We start from the raw sequence: 23,481 nt of genomic DNA, 5'->3' as shown, positions 1-23,481 counted from the left end.
CTCCGTGGGAGGAGCCGAGGCCTTGCCCACCGCCGCAAGGATCGCCTCGGCGAGTTCGGCGGGTCGGGTGAACTGCGGCCAGTGACCCGTCGGCAGTTCCACGATCTCGAAGTCCTTGACGCGTGCGAGCTCGGCCATGTACGGGCTGCCGGCGGCGATCCACTGCTCGAGCTCTGCTCGGCTGAACTCGCAGGCGATCACGGTGGCCGGCACATCGAAGCGGCGCTCATCGCTCAATCGTTGCTGATCTTGAGCCACCGCGCGCGGCTGGGGAATGGCACGCGCCCGAAACTGTTCGCGAAGCTCCGCATCGAGGTCGCGAAGGTCGGGTGCGTCGAAGACCTCCCAATCGGGGAGGGGTATCTCGTCGCCGTCGACCGGCAACTGGTCGTTGATCACTCCGCCTTCGCCGAGGGGCCCGCTGTCGACATAGACGGCTCTCGCAACACGGTCGGGACGGGCGTCGACGACGCCGTGCACGATGGCCCCGCCGCCCGAGTGGCCGACGAGCACCACGCCGGGATCGAGCGCGTCGACGAGCGCGACCACCGCGTCGATGTGATCGCGCAGACCGATGCCGCTCCTCGGGGAGTCCACCGACTCGAGGCCAGGAAGCGTGAGGGGATGCACACGGTGGCCCTCTCGCTCCAGTGCTGGGGTCACCCGCTCCCAGGACGAGCCGTCGAGCCAGAAACCGGGAACGAGCACGATGTCCATGCAGGCGACCCTACTGCAAGGCCACCACGCGCATCGGGCCCTTGAACGGCACGGCCCGGGACGTGGAATTCGTCCCGGGCCGTGCCGTTCGTCGGATGCTGGGCGTCAGCCTCCGAGCAGCGTCTCGATCGGTCCACGCGCGAAGTACAGCGCGAAGCCCGCCGCGACGATCCACAGCAAGGGCGAGATCTCACGCGCCTTGCCAGCGGTCGCCCGCAGGATGACCCACGTGATGAAGCCGACGCCGATGCCGTTCGCGATCGAATAGGTGAGGGGCATCACGATGATGGTCAGGAAGACCGGCATGGCCGCCGAGAACTCGCTCCAGTCGATCTCGCGGATCTGCGCTGCCATCAGCACACCGACGACCACCAGGGCCGCTCCCGCGACCTCCAGCGGCACCACCTGGGTGAGAGGAGTGAAGAAGACCGCCAGCAGGAAGAGCACGCCCGTCACCACGTTCGCGAAACCGGTGCGCGCACCCTCCCCGACTCCGGCAGCCGAGTCGATGAAGATCGTGTTCGACGATGACGAGGTCGCGCCACCGGCCACCGCGCCGACGCCCTCGACGATGAGCGCCGACTTCAACCGCGGGAAGTCGCCCTTCGCGTCCTGCAGGCCGGCCTCACGAGTGAGCCCTGTGAGCGTGCCGACAGCGTCGAAGAAGTTCGTGAACACGAGCGTGAAGATGAGCATGATCGCCGCAAGCGCGCCGATCCGCTCGAACGCGCCGAAGCTGAACGCGCCGATGAGGCTGAAGTCGGGGAGCGAGATGATCTGCTCGGGGATGACGGGCGTGTTGAGGCTCCAGCCGCCGGGGTTCGCGAACCCGGGGCCGAGCTTCATGACGGCTTCGACGATCACTGCGACGACCGTGGTCACCAGGATGCCGATGAGCAGCGCACCCTTGACTCTGCGCGCCATCAGGATGCCCATGATCAGCAGCCCGAGCAGGAAGATGAGCGTCGGGATGGAAGCGACGGAGCCGCCATCGCCGAGCTGCACCGGCGGGGACGCCGCTCCGCTGGAACGGACGAAGCCGGCATCCACGAGCCCGATGAAGGCGATGAAGAGGCCGATGCCGACGGTGATCGCGGTCTTCAGCTGCGGGGGAACGGCCCGGAAGATCATCTCGCGCAGCTTGGTCGCCGAGAGCAGCACGATGATCAGGCCGTTGATGACCACGAGCCCCATCGCCTCGGCCCACGTCACCTGGCCGACGACGCTCACCGCGAGGAACGAGTTGATGCCGAGGCCGGCCGCGATGCCGAACGGCAGGTTGGCGACGAGCCCGAAGAGGATCGTCATGAGGCCGGCGGTGAGCCCGGTGACGGCGGCGACCTGCGTCGCTTCGAGCCATCCGCCCGCCACATCGAGCGTCGCCTGATCGGCGCTGAACCCGCCGAGGATCAGCGGGTTCAGAATCACGATGTAGGCCATGGTCATGAACGTGACCAGGCCTCCTCGCACCTCGCGCCCGAGAGTCGAGCCTCGGCGGCTGATCTCGAAGAACGAGTCGAATCGCTCGCGCAGGTTGCTGCCGCTTCCGCGGCGGTGATGGCTGTCTGATTCGCCGGGCAGATCGTTGCCGGCGGGCGCGGTGTTCGCGCGTTCGCTCACGAATGGCTCCTAGGAGTGAAGGGGTCGGATGCCGCAGCAGCCGGTGCTGAGCCGGATCGAAGCAGCGAGCTTCACGGTGGCGGCACGATCAATCACGGTAGCGGGTAGTGAATCTCCCACCGAACTCCGCACCCCAACTCTGGGGCCATGTCGCATGTCGCTCAATCGACGGAGCGCTCATCCTCTTCTTGGTCATGCGCTTCACTGAGCCGATCGATGCGCTCCCGGGAGGTGCTGAAGGGTCCGAGGAATTGCGGCACGAAGCGACTGCGCAGTTTGAAGGGTCCACGCAGGAGCGCCGCCGTCAAGTACTGCCCGAGCGTGATGCCGCTCGCCAGCACCAGCGCTGTGCCGAGCGCCGAGAGCAGGAGCAGCATCCCCGTGCCGACATCGCCGTCCGCGCCGGCGAAGAGCCCCCGATAGAGCGCCACCCCCGGCAGCAGCGGAACGATCGCGACACTCGCGAGGATCCACGACGGCACTCGGACGAGCTGCGCGGCGACCGGAGAGGCGAGCCCGATCACCACGGCGGCGATGCCGGAGGCCCAGACCGGATCGACGGCCCGATCGATCGCAACCCCGAAGAGCACCCATCCGATGAGCGAGAGCAGGGCGGCGAGAGGGAACGAGCGAGGAGGCAGTTGTGCCCAGACGCCGAAGCACACAGCGAGCGCCGCGCTCGTGAGCGCAGTGAGCAGCAGCGGATCTGCGCCGAACCGCACCTCGGGCGTGATGGTGAGCGCGGCGCCCGCACCATGCGCGAGCGCGATGCCGATCTGGATGCCGACGACGAGGCCGACCGTGTTGACCACCCCTTCGGCGAGCCGTCCCACGCCGGTCAGATACCAGCCCGTGATGAGGTCGTGCACCCCGCCGGTGGAGGTCATGCCGGCCAGCATCATGATGATCACGGAGACCACGACCTGCGAAGAGTCGACCTCCGGGCTGATCGCGTTGACCCCGGCAGCGGCGGCGACCGCGATGACGCCCGCGAACGCCTGGGTGAAGAACACGGGCCACGCGCGTGAGCTCAGCCGGGCGAACAGCCAGTCGACCATCACGTTCGCGATGAACGCGAAGACCGCGGTGATCCATCCAGCGCCGAAGATCACCGCTGCGGTGACGCCGGCCGTACCCGCAGCCAGACGCGTGAGCCACCAGGGATAGCGGTGGGCGTCACGTCGCAACCGGCCGGCTTGCGCGAGCGCGTCGTCGAGTTCGAGCTCACCGCTGAGGAACCGCTGCACCAGCATCTCGGCGTGCACGTAGCGTCCGTAGTCGAAGGTACGCGCGCGGATGTGCTCGAGCTCGACCGAGTGCGGTCCGCTTCGAGGGCGATGCGTCAGCGTGATCTGGCTGTAGGTGACATCGACATCGACATGATCGACACCCCCGTGCTCAACGATGTCGAGCATGGCGTCGACGACTTCCATCGCCGGCGCCGTGCTGCCGAGCAGCGCGGCACCGGTCTTCGCGGCGAGATCGAGGTGCTGCGAAGCGCGCCGCACGCCGGCGGTCTGCTCGGGGGCCCGTTGGGCGTTCTGTTCCTCGGTACGGTCCGCCTCCGCGGCGCCGCGACCGTCGAGCGCCTCGTCTCTCGCAGAGTTCCGGACCGGGTCGTCGCGCTCGGCATCGTGCTCGGGGGAGTCGGGCGACATGCCCCCATGCTGCATCGCGCTGCGCGGTCGTGCCGCAGCGCGATGCAGTCGAGTGCAGCAGGGGCGCCTATGACAGCGCAGAAAGCGCGGCGTCGATCGCCGCGATGCCGCGCTCGGCCTTGGCATCCGTGATCGCTGCCGGGGGCACCACGTGCAGGCGGTTCTCGGCAGTGAACGGCAGCACGCCCAGCGCGAGCAACTCGTTCTTGAGCCGTGCCATCTCCGCCGGGGCGAGCGGCTCCTTCGTGACACGATCCGCGACCAGTTCGACCGCCCAGAACACGCCCTTGCCGCGCACCTCGCCGATCAGTTCGTGCCGCGACGCGAGCTCACGCAGGCGAGGCCCGAGGACATCGGCGCCGATACGAGCGGCGTTGGCGACGATGCCCTCATCACGCATGGCCTCGATCGTCGCGACGATGCTTGCAGCCGCGAGCGGGTGGCCCGAGTAGGTGAGCCCGCCGGGGAACACGGTGTCGTCGAAGTGGTGCGCGATCGCGTCGCTGATGATGACACCGCCGACAGGGACATAACCGGAGTTCACGCCCTTCGCGAAGGTGACGAGGTCTGGGCGCACGTCGTAGCCGTCGAACGCGAACCACTCGCCCGTGCGCCCGAAGCCGGCCATGACCTCGTCGAGGATCAGCACGATGCCGTACCGATCAGCGATCTCGCGCACCCCACGGAGATAGCCAGGCGGGGGCGTGAGGATGCCGGCGGTGCCCGGCACGGTCTCGAAGAGCATCGCCGCGATGCTCGAAGGACCCTCGGCCTGGATCACGCGCTCGAGGTGGTGCAGCGCGCGCTCGGCCTCTTGTTCGGGCGTCTCGGCCCAGAACTCGCTGCGATAGAGGTAGGGGCCGAAGACATGCACATGCCCGCGCGCGTATTCGTTTGGCACACGCCTCCAGTCACCGGTCGCCGCGATGGCCGACCCGGTGTTGCCGTGGTACGAGCGGTAGTGCGAGATGACCTTGTCGCGTCCCGTGAACTGCCGTGCCATGCGGATGGCGTTCTCATTGGCGTCGGCGCCGCCATTCGTGAAGAACACCTTGTTGAGGCCTTCAGGGGCGAGCTCAGTGATGAGGCGTGCCGCTTCCGCTCGGGTCGCATTCGCGTGCGCGGGGGCGACGGTGGCCAGCACGCTCGCCTGCTCTTGGATCGCAGCGACCACTCGCGGATGCTGGTGCCCGATGTTCACGTTGACGAGTTGGCTCGAGAGATCAAGGTACTCACGGCCGTCGGCGTCCCAGACGATGCAGCCGAGACCGCCGGCGATGGCGATAGGCGAAAGCGACGCCTGGGCAGACCAGGAATGGAAGACGTGAGTGCGGTCGGCCTCGACGATCGGACTGCTGCCACCGGGGAGCGGCGCGCGGCCCGCCTGCGACTCGCGGCTGGTCTCGCCGCTGGGCTCGACGGGGCGGTCGCTCTTCGATGTCGTGATGCTCACTGGGACTCCTCACTCGTGGACGATCACGATTCTCCGGTTTGCGACCGGCCGACAGCGACCGCCACACTGTCGATGTCAATCACTCCGGATCGACACTTCCGCATTCGAAAGGCCCCATGTCAGCAGATCTTCGCACCCTGCTCGCGACGCAAGGGCTTCGGCTGCAACCGGCCACCGAGCTCTCGTCCGGCCAGCTCGCGCGCCCGCTGCTCTGGGCGCACAACTCCGACCTGGCCGATCCGACGCCGTGGCTCGAGCCCGATGGCCTCCTGCTCACCGACGGCCTCCAATTCGCTGGGCCGGCGCCGGCAGAGGCTCAGCCGTACGTCGAGCGGCTCGTCGACTGCGGTGTCGCCGCGCTCGGGTTCGCCACGCAGATCGTGCACGACAGCATCCCACCCGCGCTCATCGACGCTTGCGCTGAGCACCGGCTGCCGCTGATCGAAGTCGCCGATCGCACCCCGTTCATGGCGATCATCCGTCTCGTCAGCGACGCAACTGACCGCGACCAGCGCGAACAGCTCGAGCGATCACTGCGCGCCCAGCGCTCTGTGGCGAGGGCCGCGCTCCGGCCCGACGGTCTCGCGGCGATCCTGCGGGAGCTCGAACGCAATCTCGGATGCTGGGTCGCGCTCTTCGACGCGGCCGGTGACCGCCTCGCCTTTCCCGCGCAGCTGCAGGTGCCTGCGACGATCGACGAACGGGTGTCGGCTGCAGTGCGCAGAACGCTGTCGAAGGGGCGAGCGGCCGCAGCGAGGATCACCATCGAGGACACCGAGATCACCATCCAGACCGTCGGCCATCACGGCAGCGTGCGCGGTGCGCTGGTGGTCGGCACCGGAACCGAGCTCGATCGAGCAGGCGTCGATCTCGTCGAGAGCGTCATCGCGCTCGCGAGCATCGCGCTCGAGCAGAGTCGCGCCCTCGACACGGCGCGAAGAACCCTTCGCTCCGGCATCCTCGAACTGCTCCTCGCCGGCGCCATCGACGTGGCTCGCAGCTCAGTCCGTCCTCTATGGGGCGAACTGCCCGCTGAGCCCATCCGCGTCGCGCGCGTCAGCATGGGCGGGCAGGATGCCGTGGGCGACCCCAGCGGCGACGCACTGCTCGCGACGCTCGAACTCGCCGCCGAGCGAAACCCCGGACGGCTGTTCTTCGGCGAGCGCGACGGACGAACGCTGGTCGTCTGTCACGCCGACGACACCCGCTGGATCGAGCAACTGCTGTCGGGGCACCAGGCTCACAGCGGGTTCTCGGCGCCGGCCGAATGGAGCCGGTTCAGTGATGCGCTGGGCGAGGCATTGCTGGCTCTGCGGCGCAGTTCTGCATTCCATCCGGCCGTGCGGTTCGACCAACTGGTCGATGAAGGGCTGCTAGGGATGCTCGAGCAATCGGGAGCGCGTGCCGTCGCGAATCGTCTGCTCGAGCCGCTCGACCGGCATCCTGATGGTGCTGAGTCGATCCGCGAGTCGCTCGTGGTCTGGCTCTCGCACAATGGCGCATGGGATCCATCGGCTAGAGCGCTGGGCGTGCACCGGCACACCCTCCGCAACCGGGTCGATCTCGCAAGCGCGCTCCTGGGACTCGACCTCGACGCCTTCGCGGCTCGCGCGGAAGTGTGGAATGCGCTGCAACTCACCGCGCCAGCGAGGGAATGACCTCACTCGCCGGCCCCGTGCCCACCGGTACTGACCGCGGCCGCCGTTGGCAGCACGGCTCGCGGTCAGTTCCGGCGGAGCGGCGTTGAGTCAGTTCTGAGGGAAGCCCAGGTTGATGCCGCCGTGGCTCGGGTCGAGCCAGCGGGCGGTCACGGCTTTCTGCTGCGTGAAGAAGCGCACGCCCTCGGCGCCGTGCGCCTTGGTGTCGCCGAACAGCGACGACTTCCAGCCGCCGAACGAGAAGGTCGCCACCGGCACAGGGATCGGCACATTGATGCCGATCATCCCGACCTCGATCTCGCGCTGGAAACGCCGCGCGGCGCCCCCGTCATTCGTGAAGATCGCCGTGCCGTTGCCGAACGCTCCACTGTTGATCAGTTCGACGCCCTCTTCGTACGAGCCCACTCGCACGACCGAGAGCACCGGGCCGAAGATCTCCTCGGTATACGCGCGCGAAGTGGTGGGCACCTTGTCGAGCAGAGTCGGGCCGAGCCAGAAGCCGTCCGCCTCGCCGTCCACCTCGATGCCGCGACCGTCGACGACCACGGTTGCGCCGTCTGCTGCCGCGATGTCGATGTACGAGGCGACCTTGTCACGGTGCTGCTCGGTGACGAGGGGGCCCATGTCGCAGTTGCGGCGCCCGTCTCCTACCTTCAGTCCGCGCATGCGGTCGACGATCTTGTCGATGAGGTCGTCGGCGATGGGTTCGACGGCCACGACCACGGAGATGGCCATGCACCGCTCGCCGGCCGAGCCGAAACCGGCGTTGATCGCCGAGTCGGCAACGAGATCGAGATCGGCATCCGGAAGCACCAGCATGTGGTTCTTCGCGCCGCCGAGCGCCTGCACGCGCTTGCCATGCTTGCTGCCCTGCTCATACACGTACTTGGCGATGGGCGTCGAGCCGACGAATGAGATCGCCTTGACGTCTGGATGCTCGAGCAGCCCGTCGACCGCTGCCTTGTCACCGTTGAGCACGGTGAACACGCCATCGGGCAGGCCCGCCTCCTTCCACAGCTTCGCAAGCCAGATGGCGGCTGATGGGTCCTTCTCGCTCGGCTTCAGCACAACGGTGTTGCCTGCGGCGATGGCGATGGGGAAGAACCACATCGGAACCATGGCGGGGAAGTTGAACGGAGAGATGATGCCGACGACTCCCAGTGGCTGACGGAGCGAGTACACATCGACGTCAGTCGACACCTGCTCGGAGAACTCGCCCTTGAGGTGGTGGGCCAGGCCCGTTGCGAACTCGACGACCTCTTGTCCGCGTGAGATCTCGCCGAGCGCGTCCGAGAGCACCTTGCCGTGTTCGCCGGTGATGATCTCGGCCAGTTCGTGCTTGCGCGCGTCGAGCAGTTCGCGGAACTTGAACAGCACCGCCTGTCGACGCGCGAGTGAAAGGTCTCGCCAGGCCGGGAAGGCGGCCTTCGCGCTCGCGATGGCCGCCTCGATCTCGGCGCTATCCGCGAGGACGACGTGCTTCGTGGCGATGCCGAGCGCAGGGTCGAACACGGGTGCGGTACGGCCGCCGTCAACCGTGACCTCTTTGCCGTCGATCCAGTGCGGCACGGTCGCCAGGGTGGTCTCGGTCGTCGCCATCGACATAGTGCTCCTTGCTCGGTGCGGTTGAAGTGTCACGACTGTATCGAGGACTCCCACGCCACTGGCGCTGCGAACTGTCGACCATCGGCACTGCCTATCGACACTCTGGCACGCTGACCCAGCGGGTGGCGGGCCGATAGGCTCGCGACGTGGCCAAGACAGCGGTGATAGCCGGGGCATCAGGGTTCATCGGGCGGAGCCTCACCGCCGACTTCGCTTCGCACGGCTACACGGTGAAGCGCATCGGCCGGGGCGAGCCGCACGCGCGTTGGGGCGACTCCGACTCCATCCGCCGCGTCTTGGAAGGCGCCGACGCCGTGGTGAACCTGGCCGGCAAGAGTGTCAACTGCCGGTACACCGACCGCAATCGCGCCGAGGTGCTCCGCTCGCGCACCGACACGACCCGCGAACTGCGCGAGGCGATCGCGGCATGCGAGACACCGCCCCGAGTGTGGATCAACGCCAGCACCGCGACGATCTACCGGCACGCGATGGATCGACCGATGACCGAGACCGCGGGGGAGTACGGGACCGGATTCTCGGTCGATGTGGCGCGCAACTGGGAGCGGGAGTTCTTCGCGGGCGAGTTGCCCGAGACGCGTCGCGTGGCACTCCGTATCGCGATCGTCCTTGGCGACGGTCCGGCTACTGCGATGCTGCTCGCGCTCGCACGCCTCGGTCTCGGTGGCGCGCAGCATGACGGCTGGTGGTTTCCGCACCGCAGGTACCGCGGCATCGGCCCCGACCCGAGCGGCGACGGCAGCGCACCGATGCATCACACGCGCGGGCGTCAGAGGTTCAGCTGGGTGCACATCGACGACGTGCTCGGGGCGATTCGGCACGTGATCGCGCATCCCGAGCTCGATGGACCGGTCAATGTCGCGAGCCCGAACCCTTCTGACAACCGGTCACTGATGGCGACCCTGCGGAAGGTGGTGAGGCAGCCCATCGGACTGCCGGCGTTTCGGTGGATGCTGGAACCCGCGATGTGGCTGCTGCGTACCGAACCGGAGCTCGTGCTCAAGAGCCGTTGGGTGCTGCCCGAGCGCTTGAGCGCAAGCGGGTACGTCTTCCGTTGGCCCGAACTCGAGCCGGCACTGCGCGACGTGGCCGCGAGCAGGGGGCAGGACCGGGCTGAGGCCTGACGCCGCGCCAGCGGACAACCCGCATCCGCGTCGCTCCTGCGAAAGTCGCTCGTCCTCGACGTGTCATCGCGCCTCTCGATCGTCACCGCTGGTGACTAGAGGGTTCAGCGCTCGCTATCGTGCGTGCATGGTGTCGTTCGCCGACAAGCCGCTCTTCCACCCGCACACGACCGCGGACTGGGAGGCTTACCTCGACGGCGATCCGTCGCCCGATGGCGTGCGACTGCAGCTTCGCAAGAAGAACAGCACGGCCCCCGGCATCCAGTATGCGCAGGCGCTCGATGTGGCGCTTTGCTTCGGATGGATCGACGGGCAATCGGCTCGGCTCGATGACGACTACATGCTTCAGTCGTTCACGCCTCGCCGCTCGCGGAGTCCCTGGTCGCAGCTCAATCGTGAGCATGCGGAGCGCCTCATCCGAGAGGGCAGGATGCGCCCCGCTGGTCAGGCCGAGATCGACCGCGCGAAGGCGGACGGCCGTTGGGAGGCGGCCTACCGGCAGAAGGATGCCGCAGTGCCCGACGACTTCCAGGCAGCCCTCGACGCTTCACCCCGCGCCGCCGAATTCTTCGCGACCTTGTCGGCCCAGGCGCGGTTCGCGTTCCTCTTCCGGCTCATGAGCCTCAAACGGCCGGAGACTCGCGCCCGCCGTGTCACCGAGTACATCCGGCTCCTCGAGCAGAGGAAGCGCTTGATTGACCCAACGTAGTTCGTCAGTCGGCTACACCCTCGACACCCGCGAAGCGTTCGGCGGTCCACGCGAACAGTTCGTCCATCAGCGGTGAGGTCTGATAGACGAGAGTGATGTGGTCGCGTCCCGGGTAGGTGCGGTAGTCGACGTCTTGACCGGCCTCACGGATCCGCTCGATGAAGGCCTGCTGGACGCGGGGTGGAATCAACTCGTCAGCTTCCCCCTGGGCGACCAGCAGCGGAGCCGACACCGTGGCCGGCGGTATGTTCTCCATGATGCGCGCGCCGAACGGCCCAGCCAGCGGGTTCTTCTTGAAGACGGCCGGATCCCTGCGAAGGGCAAGTCCCTCGAGCCCAGAGATGAGCACCCCGGGCTCGGCGAGGCAGCGCTCGGAAATCGCTCGCACGATCGGTTCGGCGCCGTGCCGGACGTATTCGCGCCAGGTGACATCGTGGTAGTTGGCGGCGAAGCTGGCCAGCGCGAACGACTCGATGACACTGCCGCCTCGCACCCGCGAAAGCTGGGTGATCAGGCGATTCAACTCAGAAGCCGGCGCCAGTGCCGCGACGCCCTCGACGCTGACCAGCGGCGCGTAGTCCTCGGCGAGCGCGCCCGCCCATAGTGCCGCGCCGCCGCCCTGGGAATGTCCCCAGATCACCGACTCGCCGCCGATCAAACCGGGTGTGAGCTGTCGGGACGCCCGAAGGGCGTCGAGTATCGCGTGCGCGGAGTCCCTGCCGATCAGGTACGGATGCGGGCCGGCGGTGCCGAGGCCGATGTAGTCGGTGGCGACAAGCGCCCATCCTGCCTCGATCACCCGTGTCAGCACGAAGAGCGTGCCCGACGCGAACGGACGCTCGAGCAGTGACGGCGCGCACGGCTGTGCAAAACCGGTCGTGCCGTGCGCCCATCCGATGACAGGCCGGTAGCCGATTCCCTCAGTGGGCGCGACGACGATGCCACTGGCGACCGCGGGACTGCCGTCTCCCCGAGTGGTGGTGTACAGGATGCGCCAAGCGGTGGCATTGCTCGGCACGTCGCGGCTGAACGGCTCACTGCGGATCAGTTGCCCCGGCTCGTCGGGCACGTCACGTGGGGCCGCGTAGAACTCGTCGACCACCGGTGTCGCACCGCGTAGACCGATGCTCACAACACCTGCCGCGCCCACCAGCGCGAGGCTGACCACTGCCGCAGTGGTGCGAGCGAACCTGTGAAGCGGTCGGGCTGTCGAGGTGCGTTCGGGAGGTGCGCCGTGCAAGGCGTGCCGGCCTTCGGCGATGCCCGAGATGATGAGCTGCGCCCCGAATGCGACCGCGGCGATCAACAACGTGATATCGGGCCAGAAGCCCGCCAGAATGCCGAACCCGAACGATGCGGCGCCGAATGCGATGGCCGCGATACGAGCGTCGAGGGCGAGTGAGCGCCGGAAGGCGCCGATGAGTTGGAGGATGCCATTGGCGACGAGCGCGATCGCGATCACTTCTGCGAGCAGACGCACCGTCAGACCGAGGAACAAGAGCACGAAGACGCCCGCGGAGACCCAGAGCACGGCGACCGCGACCCGTGCACGCGACTCCCAACGTCGGGGCGGTGGTCCCTCATCCTCGCTGTCGAGCACGATCACGCCCTGCAGCACGAAGCCGACGCCGACGGCGATCGCCAGCACGTCGAGTGACGTTGTCGGCCGTGTGATCAGGTAGGCGCCCAGAACGACGGCCACCAGCGCGAGAGCGACGCGGACCCACCGAGGGAGGCTCCGAACCCGCATCAGCAGGGAGGGCCAGCGACGCGGCGGTGACGGTGTGCTTCGCATGACGTGCACGACTATGAGTCGGTCGAGGATGGTCCGTCAAGGCGAAGGCGGCGAAGTTGCCGATGACTCGTGCCGACGCGTGCCGGTGGCCCTCGCCGGCGAAAGCTACAGCCGCGCGTACTTCGCGCGGGCGAAGCAGTACACGCCGTAGGCCATGAGTCCGAGAGCGACGACGGTGAGAATCGCCGGCCCGAGTGGCAGTTCGGCGAGGGACTTGAGGGCGCCGTCGAGACCGGTGGCCTCGCTCGGGTCGGAAGTGATCGCAGCCACGCAGAACAGGATGCCGACGACAGCGATTGCGATGCCCTTGGCGAAGTATCCGATGCGACCGAGCATCGTGATCGAGCGACCGGCCTTGCCCGCCGGCGCAGCGATATCTCGCAGGAACTTCTTGTTCGCGCCCTTGACGATGAAGTACACGCCAATGGCCAGAACACCGAGCCCGAGGAGAACCACGAGGAACACACCACCGGGCGTGGAGAGCAGGGTCGAGGTCATGCCCTGCGTCTGGCGCTCGCTGTCGCTCCCGCTGCCCATCGCAGTGCTTGCCGCGGAGAACCCGATCGCGAGGTAGGCGATCGCCTTTCCGCCTTCCTTAGCTCGGCCGGTCCAGGCAGTGGTGTCGGTACCGCGAATCAGGAGCGCCTCGAGCACCTGGAAGAGCCCGAGCGCGAGCAACCCGATGGCAACGACCCAGAGCACGAGCACACCACCGGGGCTCGCCGCGAGTCCGCTCAGCGCACCGCCCTGATCCGCTTCACCGCCGGAGCCGAAGGCGATGCCGAACGCGATCCCACCGATGAGCAGGTGGAGCAGACCGTTGACCGCGAACCCCGTGCGCGTGGCGAGTTGGAACGCGTGGTTGTCCTGCAGTCGTGACGCAGTCGCACGAGCCGACGCTGCCGACGCTGCCGAGGAAGGAGAGTGAGACACGATTTCACCCTAGGGCGGTCGTGGGAGCCGCCCCAGGCCGATCGCCGGTCACATCGATGCCTCGAGAACCCGACCGAAGCCGCGCCGAAACGACCGAGTCGCGACCCGTTTCTCAACGGTGTCGCGACTCATGACAAGTGGTGTCCGAGGGGGGACTTGAACCCCCACGCCCGATAAAGGGCACTAGCACCTCAAGCTAGCGCGTCTACCAATTCCGCCACCCGGACTCAGGTGATTTCAGCGGGTTGCTCACCCGCCGACGTACGACGATAGCACGGAAATCGAAGGCCTTTTGACGCCTCAGACGCATCCCTGCCACGACCCTGCTGGCGCCTTCACAGGGGCGGCCGGCCGGGTGTCGCCGCCTGCCGGTAGCGTGAGCGGTATGACTGCCCACGAGCACGATCAGCCAGACGAGTTGCTCGACGCGACGGCCATCATCGCGCGCGACCTCATCCGCTTCGACACGACGAACTGGGGCGAGGGCCGCGCGAACAGCGAGACCGAAGCGGCTGAATACATGGCGGCCCACCTTCGCGCGCTGGAGCTCCAGCCCGAGCTGATCGACTCCGAGCCCGGTCGCACCAGCGTGGTCGCTCGTGTGGAGGGTGCTGATCGTTCGAAGCCGGCGCTCGTCGTGCACGGGCATTTGGATGTCGTACCTGCCGACCCGGCCGAGTGGACGGTCGACCCGTTCGCGGGCGTGATCCGCGACGGGATGCTGTGGGGACGCGGCGCGGTCGACATGAAGAACATGGACGCGATGATCATCACCGCGTTGCAGGAGATCATCGGGTCTGGTCGCCGGCCCGCTCGCGATCTCGTGATCGCGTTTTTCGCGGATGAAGAGGCCGGGGGAGTGCTCGGCTCGGGCCACCTCGTGAAGCATCGTCCAGAGCTCTTCGCGGGCGCCACGGAGGCCATCAGCGAGGTCGGCGGCTACTCGATCACGCTCGACGGGCAACGGGCCTACCTGCTGCAGACGGGCGAGAAGAGCCTGGTCTGGGCGAAGCTCATCGCCAGGGGAAGAGCCGCCCACGGCTCTCGTCTCGTCGAAGACAACGCCGTCACGCGACTGGCCGAGGCAGTCGCCAAACTCGGACGCCAGCAGTGGCCGATCCGCTTGACCGCCACAACCGATCGCCTGCTGCACGAGGTCGCCCGGCTGCTCGGAGCCGACCCGCAAGAGGTCGGACCCGACGAGCTGGCCATCGCCACGGGTACCGCCGCCGGGTTCATCCGCGCGACGCTCCGAACCACGACGAATCCGACTGTGCTCAGCGCCGGCTACAAGCACAATGTCATCCCCGAACGCGCCGAAGCACTCATCGACATCCGCACGCTCCCCGATGGCGAAGACGAGGCACTCGCCCAGATACGCGAGATCGTCGGCGACGATATCGAAGTGCAGGTGCTGCATCGCGACATCGGACTTGAGACGCCGTTCGAGGGGCCCCTCGTCGACGCTGTGACCTCGACGCTGCAGCGCCACGATCCCGGCGCTCAGGTGCTGCCGTACCTGCTCTCCGGCGGCACCGATAACAAGGCGCTCGCGACACTCGGCATCAAGGGGTATGGCTTCGCTCCGCTGAAGCTTCCCCCCGAGCTCGATTTCCCGGGGATGTTCCACGGTGTCGACGAGCGAGTGCCGCTCGACGCACTAACCTTCGGTAGGCAGGTGCTCACCGACCTGCTCCTCAGCTACTGAGCTCGGGCGCCCGGGCGTCGCATCACTGACGGGAGCCGCGTGCAATTTATCGAGGCGATCATCCTTGGCCTTGTGCAGGGCCTCACCGAGTTCCTGCCCATCTCTTCGAGCGCCCACTTGCGCATCGTGGGCGAGCTCCTGCCGAGCGCCACCGACCCCGGCGCCACCTTCACTGCCATCACCCAGATCGGCACCGAGCTCGCGGTGCTGCTCTACTTCTGGAACGACATCACCCGAATCATCGGGCGATGGTTCCGCGCGGTGTTCGGCGGCTCCCGTGCGCGTCGACCGAGAAGCAGTGCGGATGCCACGGCATCCGCCCGCGACGCGGTGCACAGCGGCGGCGCCCGCCACGCCACCCGTCCTGGCGCGACCGCCATCGCCCCGGGCGACCCCGACGTGCGGATGGGTTGGCTCATCATCATCGGCACGATCCCGATCGTCGTGGTCGGATACCTCGCGCAGGAGAGCATCCGCTCCGTGTTCCGCAGCCTGTGGCTCGTCGCCATCGTGCTCATCGTCTTCGGCATCCTGCTCGGCATCGCCGACCGGTACGGCAAGCGCGACCGAGACCTCGACGACCTGACCTACCCGCACGGGCTCTGGTTCGGGCTTGCCCAGACGCTCGCGCTGATCCCAGGAGTCTCGCGCTCCGGAGCGACCACCACCATGGGGCGTGCCTTGGGCTACAACCGTCCCGCGGCGGCTCGGTACGCCTTCCTGCTGGCAGTGCCCGCCGTCTTCGGCAGCGGCCTCTACGAACTGGTCAACAGCGTGAAGGAGCCCGCCGGCTACTACGGCTATGCCGAAACTGCGGTGGCGACCGTCGTCGCGTTCGTGGTCGGCTACGCCGTGATCGCCTTCCTCATGCGGTACATCCAACGCGGCTCGTTCATGCCGTTCGTCGTATATCGGGTGCTCCTGGGCGCGGTTCTGCTCGTGCTGCTGAGCACGGGCGTCCTCCAGCCCCTCTAGGCTGGGGGCATGAAGTCCTGGAACCGTCCCGCGGTTCCCCGACTGCCCGGCACCGGCCGCGTGCCGGTGATCTACGACACCGCGAGCAGCGCACTGCGCGAAGCCGCGGCCGACGGCACGGCGGGGATCTACGTCTGCGGCATCACCCCGTACGACGCGACTCACATCGGCCATGCGGCCACCTACCTCGCGTTCGATACGCTCATCCGCCTGTGGCTCGATGCCGGCCTCAGTGTGCGCTACGTGCAGAACACGACCGACATCGACGACCCGCTCCTCGAGCGGGCTGCCGCCACCGGCCGCGACTGGCGCGAGATCGCCCGTGAGCAGACGGAGTTGTTCCGCGAAGACATGGCGGCCCTCGCGATCATCCCGCCCGACCACTTCATCGCGGTGACCGAGGTGATCGACCCCATCGCAGATGCCGTCGAGCAGCTCGTCGAGCAGGGGATCGGGTACCGCGTCGATGACGATGTCTACTTCGACAGCGCTGCGGCAGCGAGGGTCACGCCATGGCGCCTCGGCGACGAGTCGGGATACTCGCGCGAGACCATGCTCAAGCTCTCCGCCGAACGCGGCGGCGATCCTGAACGCGACGGCAAGCGCGACCCGCTCGACGCGCTGCTCTGGCGCGCGGAGCGACCCGGGGAGCCTGCCTGGCCGGCCGCAGTCGGCGCGGGAAGGCCTGGCTGGCACATCGAGTGCACGGTGATCGCGGGGGAGTACCTCGACATCCCGGTGACCGTCAACGGTGGGGGATCCGACCTGATCTTCCCGCATCACGAGTTCAGCGCCGGTCACATGGCCGCGCTCACAGGCAAGCCGCTCGCCGGCATCTACTCGCACGCGGGAATGGTCGCGTACCAGGGCACCAAGATGTCGAAGTCGCTCGGCAACCTGGTCTTCGTCTCTGCGCTTCGGCGCGACGGGGTCGACCCGCGAGCGATCAGGCTCTCGGTGCTCGCTCACCACTACCGGTCCGACTGGGAGTGGACCGACGAGGTGCTCGCCGATGCGTTGGCCCGCTTGCAGCGCTGGCTGCAGTGGGCGACGAAGCAGGAGGCGCGACCGGAGTTCCGGTTGCTCGACGAACTGCGCGACGCGCTGCATCACGACCTCGACACGCCCGCCGCAATCGCTGCGATCGATCGGCAGGTGGCCGCGGGGCGAGCGCCGTCGATCGTGGAGCTCGACGCGATCCGGGCGTTACTCGGCATCCAGCTGTAGGGAAGACATCAACCGCCCGTTGCGCTGCGACGTGACGCTGCGCGGGCGGGCCCCTCAGTCGCGACCGGCGCTCGGATCGTCCGTGCCCGGCTCGCCGCCGTCGGCGTCATCAGAGCCGGTGTCTCCGCGTTCTGCGCCGCGAGCGTCGTCGTCGCCGCTGAGGCCGTCGGCACTGCGGTCATCCGCGCCGCGGTCATCGGCGCTGTCGTCATCGGCCGCAACGTCGCGCGAACCACCTTCTGACTCTGCGCTTTGGTCGTCGGGCGCGTTCGGGCTCGACGGGGCGCTGCCGGCATCCGGCAGCCCCGGCATCCGCCCGCCTGGCGCCGTCGCCGGTCCGCCGGTTCCTGCAGCAGCAGCACCTCCGGGCCCTCCGCGGCGACGCAGATAGCGCTCGAACTCCTCGGCGATGGCTTCACCGCTCGCCAGCGGCGACTCGACAGTGTCACGCGCCTGCTCGAGCTGCTCGATGTACGCCGACATCTCGTCGTCATCGTCGGCGAGCGCGTCGATGCCCGCCTCCCAAGCGAGCGACTCGTTCACCAGGCGCTCACGCGGAACCTCCACGCCGAACAGATCGCGCAGCTTGTCAAGCAGCGCCAGAGTCGCCTTGGGAGAAGGCGCATTGTGCACGTAGTGGGGCACTGACGCCCACACCATGACGCTCGGAATCCCGGCTCTCTCAGCAGCATCGGCGAGCACGCTCAGGATGCCTGTCGGGCCTTCGTACGTGCTGCGCTCGAGGTTCAGACGGCGACGCGTCTCGTCGTTCTCGCTCGTCGCGAAGATCGAGATCGGTCGCGTGTGCGGCACATCGGCGAGCATCGCACCGAGCATCACGATCCCCGTGATCCCATGATCGATAGCGGCGTCGAGGATCTCGTTGGTGAAGGTCTTCCAGCCGCGTGACGGCTCACTGCCCAGCAGCACGAAGAGCTCGCCCTGGAAGTCGGTGGGTGCCGACTCGGCGCTCGGGGCTTCTTCGCCAGCCACCACCGCTGCTTCGCGCTGAGTGTCGGCATCCGCGCCGAATTCGCCGGCGGCACCGAACGGACCGTACAGCGTCACCGAGGGCCACACGATGACGCGCTCACCGGAGTCGTCGCGCTGGAGCATCGGGCGATTGAACTGGTAGTCGAAGTAGTCCTCCGACTCGACCTGATACACCGGCTGCAGCGGAAAGCGATCGCGCAGTTCAGCCACGGCGCCGCTCGCCGCGTCGCCGGCGTCATTCCACCCCTCGAACGCGATGACCAGCAGTCGGCCTCGGGTGAAGTCGGGTGAATCGCTCACTGGTCTCCTTGCCTCGCCATCTCTACGGCGACCTCGACTGGACCACCGCGCGGCGACTACGCGCGCGGTCGACCCTGCGCCCTCAAGACTATGACGCGCGCCGTCTAGACTCGATGAGCGTGACCACGCAGAACCCCGCCGCGATCCTCTGGGACATGGACGGCACCATCGTCGACACCGAGCCCTACTGGATGGAAGCCGAGGTCGCCCTGGTGCGAGAGTACGGCGGCGAATGGGGCATCGATGACGCGAAGCAGCTCATCGGTCAGGGCTTGTGGCACTCTGCCCGTCTGCTCCGGAGCAAGGGCGTGGCAATGGATGAGGCCGCGATCATCGACGAGTTGACCGACCGCGTGATGGCGAAGATCGCCGAGCGCGTGCCGTGGCGTCCGGGCGCGAGGGAACTGCTCTCGGAGGCGCGAGAAGCGGGACTGCCGATGGCACTCGTGACCATGTCGTTCAGACGCATGGCCGACCAGGTGGTCGAGGCGATCGGGTTCGAGGTGTTCGACGCGATCGTGACCGGCGACAGCGTCGAACATGCGAAGCCGCACCCCCAGCCATACCTCCTCGGTGCTGAGAGCATCGGCGTCGACGCGGCCGACTCGGTGGCGATCGAAGACTCCGAGCCCGGGTTGCGCTCCGCGGTGGCCGCAGGCGCGACTGCGATCGGCGTGCTCGCGCACGCGCCGATCCCCGAGAGCGAGGTGTACACGCTGTGGCCGACGCTCGAGGGCCGCGTGCTCGCCGACCTCGCCGAGTTGCACGGCATCCGGCGCGCCGCATGAGCGAGCCGACCGCTGACCTGCCCGCGGCTCCCGGAACCGGGCCGGGGGCCTTCAGAGGGCCGTTCCGGCCGGGCGAGCGCGTGCAGCTCACCGGCCCGAAAGGGCGCCTCAACACGATCACGCTGAAGCCGGGTGCCTCATTCCACACCCACCGCGGCGTGCTCGCGCACGACGAGCTCATCGGTCGTGACGACGGCTCGGTGCTCACAGCCAGCAACGGCGACGAATACCTGGCCCTGCGTCCGCTGCTCAACGACTTCGTCATGTCCATGCCGCGCGGGGCAGCGATCGTCTACCCGAAGGATGCCGCCCAGATCGTCGCGTTCGCCGATATCTTCCCCGGCGCCACCGTGGTCGAGGCCGGTGTGGGATCCGGGGCCCTTTCGCTGTGGCTGCTCCGGGCGATCGGCAATGAGGGCCGGCTGCTCTCATTCGAGCGGCGCGAGGACTTCGCGGCGGTCGCCGAGGGCAACGTCACGGCATTCATGGGCGAGGCGCCCGACAATTGGTCGATCACGGTGGGCGATCTGGCCGAGGCTCTGCCGGCCACTGTGTCTCCGGGCTCGGTCGACCGCGTCGTGCTCGACATGCTGGCTCCCTGGGAGTGCCTCGATGCAGTATCCGACGCACTCGCCCCCGGCGGGCTCGTGATCTGCTACGTCGCGACGGTCACGCAGCTTTCGCGGGTGGTCGAAGCCATGCGCGCGAGCGGCGACTACACGCACCCCGAACCCTTCGAGACGCTGATTCGAGGCTGGCACGTCGAAGGGCTCGCCGTGCGCCCCGATCACCGCATGGTCGGTCACACCGGTTTCCTCGTCACGGCCCGTCGGCTCGCCCCTGGCACGGTGCTGCCCCAATTGAAGCGGCGGGCCTCGAAGACGGAGTTCTCAGAAGAGGATGTCGAGCTGTGGACGCCGGGGGCACTCGGGGAGCGGGACGTGAGCGACAAACGGCTTCGCAAGGCTGCTCGCGAAGCCCAACGGCTCGCCGAGCGCCGCCGACACATCCCGAGCGGCGAGGGAGACAGCGATCCTGACGCAGAAGCGGAGTCGGGCGGCGGGCACATCCCTTTGGCAACCGCCGGCGGCAGCGCGGCTGACGAAACCGGCACAGTAGAGTAATGCGAGCCAGGACCGCGCCGGCGTGCGGATCCAGGCCGCGTCATGGCGGTCACCGCCTGAACGACTGAGACGACCTGTTGCCTCGATCGAAAGTAGGACTCGTGCGCAAGACCCCAGCGCTCGCCATCGCCGCTGCGCTCCTCGCGTCACTCACCGCATGCACGGCATCCTCGTCGGCAGCGAACGGATGCGGCCCTTTCGAACCCGGCAAGGCATCCGAGCTCGTCGAAGCCACCGGCCCCGTCGGTCAGCAGCCGCGCGCCAGCTTCCCGACTCCGCTCATCGCGCAGGACACTGAACGGTCAGTGCTCGTCGAGGGGGAGGGCGACCGCATCCAAGAGGGCCAGGTCGTCGACATGCAGGTCACGCTGTATCTGGGCGAGACCGGCCAGGTGCTCACGGAGACGAGCTATGACCCCGACCAGCCTGTGCGCCGCGTCGCCGGCGACGACGAAGACTTCTTCGGCTCCATCGTCGAGTGCGCGAAACCCGGAGGCCGGATCGCCTCCGCCACGACTGTCGAAGCGGTGTACGGCGAGAATGCGCTGCTGAACATCGGGATCGGAAACGATGTCACGCTCATCGCGGTCGTCGACGTCGAGCGGGCGTTCCTCGGTAAGGCGAACGGGCCCGACCAGCTTGCGACGAACGGGATGCCGGCAGTCGTCACCGCTCCCGACGGCACGCCTGGCATCACGCTTCCGAACGAATCGGCTCCAGACGACCTGCGGCTCGCCCTCTCCAAGCGCGGTGGCGGCGAGGTCGTCGAGCGGGGCGACCGCGTGGTGGTGCACTTCACGGCGCTCGATTGGGAACGCAACCGCGTGCTCCAGTCGACCTGGGATCGGAAGGCTCCGGCCAGCTGGCTCATCGAAGACATCGAGGACGACGCCCAGGGCATCGCCCCAGGGCTCCTGAAGGGGCTCGTCGGAGCACCTGTCGGGTCGCAGCTCGTGGCGGTGATCCCGCCATCCGAGGGCTTCCCTCAGGGCTCGGGCCCCGGCGGCGCCTCGGCCGATTCGACCGTCGTCTACGTCGTCGACGTGCTCGGCATCCAGTAAGAGGCCGCATGGCCGAGCGGATTCGCGCTGAGGAGCGCCTGTTCAGCCTGGTGCTGGCCCTGCTCACGAGCGAGCACGGGCTCACCAAGAACGAGATCCTCTCGACCGTTCAGGGGTACCGCGAGCGTTACGAGTTCGGCGGCGACCTCACGAACCTCGAGCGGCAGTTCGAGCGCGACAAGGACGACATCCGCGAGCTCGGCGTTCCTCTTGAGACGCTCGAGCCGCCAGGAGAGCCCGGGAACAACCAGAACACGCGGTATCGCATCCCGCGCGTCGGGTACGAGTTGCCGCACGACATCGCGTTCACGCCTGAGGAGAGCGCGCTGCTCAAGCTCGCCGCGATGGTGTGGCGTGACGGCGCGGCATCGGCCGAGGCGCGCCGCGCGATGCTGAAGCTCTCCGGGCTCGGCGTCGACACAGCCGAGCTCGCGCTGCAGTACGCGCCTCGGCTCCGGGTGCGCGACGCCGCATTCGAACCCTTGCGCTCCGCGATCGAGAAGCGGCGCGTCGTACGCTTCGGGTACCTCAAGCCGGGCGAGGACGCGCCGACCCAGCGCGAGCTCGCACCGCTCGCTCTCACGCGGTTCGCCGAGCTCTGGCACCTGTACGCCGAAGAACCCGGCACCGGCCGGCGCAAGACGTTCCTGCTGTCGCGAATCACCACGCCGGTCACCATCACCAAGACCGAACTGCCAGCACCTGATGGGGATCCCGCCGCGGAATCACGCGCGGAACTGGAGAAGCTCTGGGCCGAGCAGTCGGCACTCCTCGAGGCACAGCCATCCACGGATGCCGAGTCGCGGTTGCTCCGACGTCCAGGAACGAGCAGGCGCGACGACGGATTGCTCGTCGTGCACTTCACTGATCTGTCTGTGCTCGCCGATCAGCTCTGCTCATACGGGCCGGAGGTCGTCGTCATCGCACCCGAGGAGTTGAAGCGCGCCGTGCGCTCACGGCTCGATCGCGTCGGGGGAGACCATGGCTGAGCACCCACGGCTTCCGCACGCGCAGGACAAGCTCGCCTTCCTGCTCTCGCTCGTCGCGTATCTGCGTGATCGCGGCCGTGTCTCGGTCGCGGAGGCAGCCGCGCACTTCGATGTCGACGCGGCCCAGATCCGCGAGGCCGTACGACTGCTCGTCGTGACCGGCGTCCCGGGAACCACCAAGGCGTACCAGCCCGACGACCTCTTCGACATCGCCTGGGACGACTTCGAGCAGGACGACATCATCGTGCTCACGAATCTGGTCGCGATCGAGGACGCACCGCGGCTCTCGGCTCGCGAGGCATCGGCGCTGATCGCGGGGCTGCAATACCTCGCGGCGCTGCCCGAGGCATCCGACCGAGCGGCGATCGCATCGCTGACCGACAAACTCTCGCGCGGCGCTTCAGGTGCCATCAGTGCTGTATCGATCGAGGCCTCGACCGATGATGGGGCGCTTGCCATCATCAGGTCGGCCGTCGAGGACGGCCGCCGCCTGGCGTTCTGGTACCGCAACGCCAAGGGGGAGGGACACGAGCGACGGGTCGAACCGCTGCGCGTCGATTCGGTCGACAACGACTGGTACCTCCGCGGTTGGGATGTCGAACGCGAGGCGGTGCGCACGTACCGACTCGATCGGATGTCGGAGGTGCGCGTTCTCGACGAGGCGGCAGACACCGGGCGACCCGCAGCCGCAGCCGTGCATCGGCTCGTGGACGACAGGCTGTTCAACGATGCCGAGGCGAGCGTGGTGGTGACCCTCGAGGTCGTGCCGGCTGCGCTGCCTCTCCTGGGCGAGTTCGTCTCCGATGATGCGGATATCGCGGCCGCGGGCGACCGGGTTCGCGTGGAGACCCGGGTCGCGCACTTCCACACCTTGAAGCGTCAGGTTGCAGCGCTTCCCGGACTCGTCGAAGTGCTCTCACCTCCGGAGGCGCGCGAGGCGGTGCGCGCTTGGGCGCGCGACGCGCGTGCGGCATACGACGCCTGAGTCCACAGCCATGGTGGCTAGACTGACCGCTGGCACCGCAA

At 67.9% G+C, this 23,481-nt stretch carries 18 protein-coding genes, 1 tRNA gene and 1 pseudogene; 11 read left to right on the top strand and 9 right to left on the bottom strand.

Annotation, left to right across the window (positions count from 1 at the left end):
• Positions 1–21: 21 nt before the first annotated feature.
• From ABV606_RS11415 to ABV606_RS11400, 4 genes and pseudogenes are all read right to left on the bottom strand, one after another.
• A pseudogene (locus tag ABV606_RS11415) lies at positions 22–717 on the bottom strand (alpha/beta fold hydrolase); the annotation flags it as partial.
• A 105-nt stretch (positions 718–822) separates the two neighbouring features.
• On the bottom strand, positions 823–2,250 hold the full coding sequence (locus tag ABV606_RS11410; protein WP_281488133.1) for an NCS2 family permease: 1,428 nt from the start codon (positions 2,248–2,250) through the stop codon (positions 823–825).
• Positions 2,251–2,498: 248 nt separating this feature from the next.
• The gene (locus ABV606_RS11405; protein WP_353987806.1) at positions 2,499–3,995 is read right to left on the bottom strand and encodes a threonine/serine ThrE exporter family protein; all 1,497 of its coding nucleotides are present in this window, start codon (positions 3,993–3,995) and stop codon (positions 2,499–2,501) included.
• A gap of 67 nt (positions 3,996–4,062) precedes the next feature.
• Positions 4,063–5,448, bottom strand: a complete 1,386-nt coding sequence (locus ABV606_RS11400; RefSeq protein ID WP_435415081.1) for an aspartate aminotransferase family protein — start codon at positions 5,446–5,448, stop codon at positions 4,063–4,065.
• Between the two features lie 116 nt (positions 5,449–5,564).
• On the opposite strand from ABV606_RS11400, the gene ABV606_RS11395 reads away from it, so the two are divergent.
• On the top strand, positions 5,565–7,106 hold the full coding sequence (locus ABV606_RS11395; RefSeq protein ID WP_353987805.1) for a PucR family transcriptional regulator: 1,542 nt from the start codon (positions 5,565–5,567) through the stop codon (positions 7,104–7,106).
• 90 nt (positions 7,107–7,196) lie between these two features.
• On the opposite strand, the gene ABV606_RS11390 is transcribed toward ABV606_RS11395, so the two are convergent.
• Positions 7,197–8,705: a CoA-acylating methylmalonate-semialdehyde dehydrogenase gene (locus ABV606_RS11390; protein WP_353987804.1), complete on the bottom strand. Its 1,509-nt coding sequence runs from the start codon at positions 8,703–8,705 to the stop codon at positions 7,197–7,199.
• Between the two features lie 152 nt (positions 8,706–8,857).
• Between ABV606_RS11390 and ABV606_RS11385 the strand changes: the two genes are divergently transcribed.
• Together ABV606_RS11385 and ABV606_RS11380 are read left to right on the top strand one after the other, a co-directional pair.
• Entirely contained in the window at positions 8,858–9,853 is a 996-nt protein-coding gene (locus ABV606_RS11385) for an epimerase (protein ID WP_353987803.1), read from the top strand.
• Positions 9,854–9,980: 127 nt separating this feature from the next.
• A complete protein-coding gene (locus ABV606_RS11380; protein WP_353987802.1) occupies positions 9,981–10,562 on the top strand; it encodes a YdeI/OmpD-associated family protein in 582 nt (193 codons plus the stop codon).
• A gap of 4 nt (positions 10,563–10,566) precedes the next feature.
• On the opposite strand, the gene ABV606_RS11375 is transcribed toward ABV606_RS11380, so the two are convergent.
• From ABV606_RS11375 to ABV606_RS11365, 3 genes are all read right to left on the bottom strand, one after another.
• Positions 10,567–12,264: a lipase family protein gene (locus ABV606_RS11375; protein WP_353987801.1), complete on the bottom strand. Its 1,698-nt coding sequence runs from the start codon at positions 12,262–12,264 to the stop codon at positions 10,567–10,569.
• Between the two features lie 198 nt (positions 12,265–12,462).
• Complete coding sequence (locus tag ABV606_RS11370) at positions 12,463–13,290, bottom strand: DUF1206 domain-containing protein (RefSeq protein ID WP_353987800.1); 828 nt, start codon at positions 13,288–13,290, stop codon at positions 12,463–12,465.
• A gap of 138 nt (positions 13,291–13,428) precedes the next feature.
• Positions 13,429–13,517, bottom strand: a tRNA-Leu gene (locus ABV606_RS11365).
• 158 nt (positions 13,518–13,675) lie between these two features.
• On the opposite strand from ABV606_RS11365, the gene ABV606_RS11360 reads away from it, so the two are divergent.
• Genes ABV606_RS11360 through mshC form a run of 3 tightly spaced genes read left to right on the top strand, consistent with a single transcriptional unit; the run spans position 13,676 to position 17,200 of the window.
• Complete coding sequence (locus tag ABV606_RS11360) at positions 13,676–14,998, top strand: M20/M25/M40 family metallo-hydrolase (protein WP_353987799.1); 1,323 nt, start codon at positions 13,676–13,678, stop codon at positions 14,996–14,998.
• Positions 14,999–15,037: 39 nt separating this feature from the next.
• Complete coding sequence (locus ABV606_RS11355; protein ID WP_353987798.1) at positions 15,038–15,973, top strand: undecaprenyl-diphosphate phosphatase; 936 nt, start codon at positions 15,038–15,040, stop codon at positions 15,971–15,973.
• A 9-nt stretch (positions 15,974–15,982) separates the two neighbouring features.
• The gene (mshC, locus tag ABV606_RS11350; protein WP_353987797.1) at positions 15,983–17,200 is read left to right on the top strand and encodes a cysteine--1-D-myo-inosityl 2-amino-2-deoxy-alpha-D-glucopyranoside ligase; all 1,218 of its coding nucleotides are present in this window, start codon (positions 15,983–15,985) and stop codon (positions 17,198–17,200) included.
• A gap of 54 nt (positions 17,201–17,254) precedes the next feature.
• Here the strand turns inward: mshC and ABV606_RS11345 are convergent, their stop codons facing one another.
• Complete coding sequence (locus ABV606_RS11345) at positions 17,255–18,493, bottom strand: PAC2 family protein (protein ID WP_353987796.1); 1,239 nt, start codon at positions 18,491–18,493, stop codon at positions 17,255–17,257.
• A 119-nt stretch (positions 18,494–18,612) separates the two neighbouring features.
• Between ABV606_RS11345 and ABV606_RS11340 the strand changes: the two genes are divergently transcribed.
• From ABV606_RS11340 to ABV606_RS11320, 5 genes are all read left to right on the top strand, one after another.
• On the top strand, positions 18,613–19,281 hold the full coding sequence (locus ABV606_RS11340; RefSeq protein ID WP_435415075.1) for an HAD family hydrolase: 669 nt from the start codon (positions 18,613–18,615) through the stop codon (positions 19,279–19,281).
• Positions 19,278–20,405, top strand: a complete 1,128-nt coding sequence (locus ABV606_RS11335; RefSeq protein WP_353987794.1) for a tRNA (adenine-N1)-methyltransferase — start codon at positions 19,278–19,280, stop codon at positions 20,403–20,405. Before ABV606_RS11340 ends, ABV606_RS11335 begins: the two co-directional genes overlap by 4 nt.
• 101 nt (positions 20,406–20,506) lie before the next feature.
• Positions 20,507–21,466 carry an FKBP-type peptidyl-prolyl cis-trans isomerase gene (locus tag ABV606_RS11330; protein ID WP_281487944.1) on the top strand — a complete coding sequence of 320 codons (960 nt, stop codon included), beginning with the start codon at positions 20,507–20,509 and terminating at the stop codon, positions 21,464–21,466.
• Between the two features lie 8 nt (positions 21,467–21,474).
• On the top strand, positions 21,475–22,455 hold the full coding sequence (locus tag ABV606_RS11325; RefSeq protein WP_353987793.1) for a helix-turn-helix transcriptional regulator: 981 nt from the start codon (positions 21,475–21,477) through the stop codon (positions 22,453–22,455).
• The gene (locus ABV606_RS11320) at positions 22,448–23,440 is read left to right on the top strand and encodes a helix-turn-helix transcriptional regulator (RefSeq protein ID WP_353987792.1); all 993 of its coding nucleotides are present in this window, start codon (positions 22,448–22,450) and stop codon (positions 23,438–23,440) included. Before ABV606_RS11325 ends, ABV606_RS11320 begins: the two co-directional genes overlap by 8 nt.
• Positions 23,441–23,481 lie beyond the last annotated feature (41 nt).

It is taken from the genome of Ruicaihuangia caeni (assembly GCF_040536845.1).
Taxonomy (GTDB): domain Bacteria; phylum Actinomycetota; class Actinomycetes; order Actinomycetales; family Microbacteriaceae; genus Ruicaihuangia; species Ruicaihuangia caeni.
This window is presented reverse-complemented; position numbering and strand designations above follow the sequence as displayed.

Excerpts from the sequence above, each read along its gene's own strand:
- ABV606_RS11405 (WP_353987806.1), bottom strand. The coding sequence starts at position 3,995 with ATGTCGCCCGACTCCCCCGAGCACGATGCCGAGCGCGACGACCCGGTC.
- ABV606_RS11360 (WP_353987799.1), top strand. The coding sequence starts at position 13,676 with ATGACTGCCCACGAGCACGATCAGCCAGACGAGTTGCTCGACGCGACG.
- ABV606_RS11380 (WP_353987802.1), top strand. The coding sequence starts at position 9,981 with ATGGTGTCGTTCGCCGACAAGCCGCTCTTCCACCCGCACACGACCGCG.
- mshC (WP_353987797.1), top strand. The coding sequence starts at position 15,983 with ATGAAGTCCTGGAACCGTCCCGCGGTTCCCCGACTGCCCGGCACCGGC.
- ABV606_RS11335 (WP_353987794.1), top strand. The coding sequence starts at position 19,278 with ATGAGCGAGCCGACCGCTGACCTGCCCGCGGCTCCCGGAACCGGGCCG.
- ABV606_RS11325 (WP_353987793.1), top strand. The coding sequence starts at position 21,475 with ATGGCCGAGCGGATTCGCGCTGAGGAGCGCCTGTTCAGCCTGGTGCTG.
- ABV606_RS11395 (WP_353987805.1), top strand. The coding sequence starts at position 5,565 with ATGTCAGCAGATCTTCGCACCCTGCTCGCGACGCAAGGGCTTCGGCTG.
- ABV606_RS11390 (WP_353987804.1), bottom strand. The coding sequence starts at position 8,705 with ATGGCGACGACCGAGACCACCCTGGCGACCGTGCCGCACTGGATCGAC.
- ABV606_RS11320 (WP_353987792.1), top strand. The coding sequence starts at position 22,448 with ATGGCTGAGCACCCACGGCTTCCGCACGCGCAGGACAAGCTCGCCTTC.